Source organism: Streptomyces specialis (genome assembly GCF_001493375.1).
GTDB lineage: Bacteria > Actinomycetota > Actinomycetes > Streptomycetales > Streptomycetaceae > Streptomyces > Streptomyces specialis.
In genome coordinates, this window is record NZ_LN929825.1 from 1 (window position 1) to 3,090 (window position 3,090).

Annotated in this window: 3 protein-coding genes; all 3 read left to right on the forward strand. The window is 72.4% G+C overall.

The features are described 5' to 3' along the window. The first annotated feature begins 256 nt into the window (after positions 1-256). Entirely contained in the window at positions 257-976 is a 720-nt protein-coding gene (locus BN2279_RS07710) for a class I SAM-dependent methyltransferase (RefSeq protein ID WP_059007787.1), read from the forward strand. A gap of 42 nt (positions 977-1,018) precedes the next feature. Further along, positions 1,019-1,744, forward strand: coding sequence for a class I SAM-dependent methyltransferase (locus tag BN2279_RS07715; RefSeq protein WP_059007788.1), 726 nt, complete (start codon positions 1,019-1,021; stop codon positions 1,742-1,744). Between the two features lie 39 nt (positions 1,745-1,783). Then, on the forward strand, positions 1,784-3,090 hold a 1,307-nt coding region (locus tag BN2279_RS07720), incomplete at its 3' end, for an FAD-dependent oxidoreductase (RefSeq protein WP_079031959.1).

Here is a 3,090-nt window from a genome sequence, read left to right on the forward strand (position 1 = left end):
CACTGCCAGTGCAGTCGACGCGCTATGTGTGTATGCGCACCGCATACAGCCGACACCGCCCCTATCCGCTTCGTCGGCAGCGTCGAGGTGTGTATAAGAGACGGGCCCGCCCCGCGCGGGCGCGGCGGGCGCGGCACCCCATGCGGTCGCGCAGGTTTTCCGCCCCCGCGCCCGGGCGCCCTGTCGCGGGCCGCCGGGACGGCGTTAGCGTGAGGACGCCTTTCGACTCGGCGGACAAACGGAAGGGGAGCCAGCCATGGCCGCGGCGAAACCGGATGCGCCCACCATCGCCGAATTGTTCGACGAGATCGCGGAATTGTACGAGGAATTCAGCGGCACTCTGGATTCCGCGGAACACCCGCTGAGCGAATGGATGGCGGCCCACCTCCCCCGGGGCCGCCGCGCCCTGGACATCGGCTGCGGAGCCGGACGGTACACCGTCATGCTCGCCGCCCTGTACGACGAGGTCGTCGGCGCCGACGCCGCCCCCGCCATGATCGACATCGCCCGCCGCGAGCGGCCCCGCCCCAACGTGCGCTACCAGGTACGCGACGCCTTCGACGTGACCCCGGCCAAGGACGGCCTGTTCGACGTGGTGTTCGGCTTCAGCAGCGTCTTCCTCATGGGCGCGCCGAGGGTGATCCTGCCCCACCTCGCCGCCCTCGTCGCCCCCGGCGGCGCGTTCGTCGTCTTCGAACCGCAGCGCCCCGCCGACTACGGCGACGAGAACTGGCGGATCAATTTCGCGTTCCAGATCGCCCGCACCGCGTACGACGTGACCGGGCGCCTGGAGAGTTCCATCAACGTGCTGCGCCTCTTCGGCCACCGGAACTGGACGGAGATCAGCGAGCGGAGCGCCCCGATGAACGGCCCGGAATTCCGCCGGGAATACACCGCCGCCCTGCCCGGCACCGTCTTCATGGAGAACGTCTTCCCGGGGCTGCTCACCGCCTACTGGCGCCGCGCCACCGGCTGACGACCCGGGCACCACGACCGGCACCACCAGGAAAGAGGAACGATGTCCGACGAAACGGCCCGGCGCACGTCGCTGGACACCGCCAAGCTGTTCAACGAGGTCGCGGAGCCCTACGAGCGCTTCACCCGGCTCCTGGACCGGCCCGGCGGGGAGATCGACACCTGGCTGAGCGGCCACATCGGCACCGGCCACCGGGCCCTGGACGTCGGCTGCGGCACCGGCCGCTGGAGCACCGCCCTGGCCACCCGCTACGACGAGGTCCTCGCCATCGACGCCGCGCCGCGGATGATCGAGATCGCCGAACGGGAACGGCCCCGCCCCAACATCCGCTTCCGGGTCCGCGACGCGATGACCCTCACCCCGCGGGAGGACGGGGTCTTCGATGTCGTGCTGGTCTTCAGTTGCGTCATGCACGTCGGCGACGCCGGCCCGCTGCTGGCGGTGCTGCGCCGGATGGTCGCGCCCGGCGGGAAACTGCTCATCATCGAGCCCGAACGGCCCCCCATGTGGGGCGACGAGGGCTGGCAGACGGACTTCGCGTTCGGCCGCGCCCGCGACCTGTACGAGGCGACCGGCGACGTCGACGCGGCGGTCGCCACCCTCCAGGCGATCCTCAGCCCGTCGTGGCTGAAGATCAGCCGCATCAGCGTGCCCCTGACCCCCGACCGGTTCGCCGAGGAGTATCTGCGGGCCCTGCCCGGCGCCGTCGTCGAACGGGGTGGCGACGTGTTCGGGATCTTCATGCTCTCCTGGCGCGCCCCCGACTGAGACGCCCCGGCAGTCCGTCCCCCGGCCCCTGGAGGACCCATGGAAGACAGCACGACCGCCGACAGCACGACCGCGGACACGACGACCGCGGACCGCCCCGACCGGGACGGCTCCGGCCCGGTCGCGGAGGCGCGGGACATCAGCGCGACCGTCTGCGTGGTGGGCGCGGGCCCGGCGGGCGCCATGCTCGCGCTGCTGCTGGCCCGTTCCGGCGTCGAGGTCGTGCTGCTGGAGAAGCACGCCGACTTCCTGCGCGACTTCCGGGGTGACACCGTGCACCCCTCCACCCTGGAGATCCTCGACGAACTCGGCCTGAGCGAACGCTTCCACGCGCTGCCGCACCGGAAGCTCGGGACGATGGACCTCGTCCAGGAGGGCCGGACGATGCTGATCGCCGACTTCAGGAACCTCGGACTGCGCTTTCCCTACGTCGCGTTCGTGCCGCAGTGGGACTTCCTCACCCTCATCACCACCGAGGCGGCCCGCCACCCCGGCTTCCGGCTGTGGATGCGCGCCGAGGTCACCGGGCTGCTCACCGAGAACGGCCGGACGGTCGGCGTGCGCTGCCGCACCCCGGACGGCGAACGCGTGGTACGGGCCGCGCTCACCGTCGCCGCAGACGGCCGCACGTCGGTGCTGCGCGCCGCCGCCGGCCTGCGGCCCCGCGACCTGAACGTGCGGCTGGACGTGCTCATGTTCCGCGTCTCGCGCCGCGAGGACGACCCCGACGAGGGCCTCAGCGTGCGGATCGGGCGCGGGCGCATCTTCGTCGTGGTCAACCGCGGCGGCTACTGGCAGGTCTCGTACGAGATGGTGCACGGCGGCTACGCGCGGCTGCGCCGCGAGGGCATCGACCGGCTGCGCCGGGACCTGTGCGAACTGGTGCCGTTCCTGGCCGACCGGGCGTCGGAGATCTCCGGCTTCGACGACGTCCGGCTGCTGGAGGCCCGCGTGGACCGGCTGCGCCGCTGGTACGCGCCCGGTCTGCTGTTCATCGGCGACGCCGCGCACGCGATGTCCCCGGCCGGCGGCTACGGCGTCAACCTCGCCGTCCAGGACGCGACGGCCGCGGCCAACCTGCTGGTCGGTCCCCTGCTCGCCACCCAGCGCTCCGGCCGCCCGCCGGAGAACCGGGTCCTGGCCCGCGTGCAGCGCCGGCGCATGCCGCCGACCGTGCTCACCCAGGAGTTCCAGCGGCTGCTCCAGCGGTTCGCCGTCGAACGGGCCCTGCGCGGCGACCGCGTCATGACCCCCTCCCGCCGGGCCGCGTTCGAACGCCGGCCGTTCCTGCTGCGCCAGCTCAGCAGGATGACCGGCGTCGGCCTCCGCCCCGAACATGTCCGCAC

Bases quoted from the DNA above. Each gene is read 5' to 3' on its own strand.
- BN2279_RS07715 (WP_059007788.1), top strand. From the start codon at position 1,019: ATGTCCGACGAAACGGCCCGGCGCACGTCGCTGGACACCGCCAAGCTG.
- BN2279_RS07710 (WP_059007787.1), top strand. From the start codon at position 257: ATGGCCGCGGCGAAACCGGATGCGCCCACCATCGCCGAATTGTTCGAC.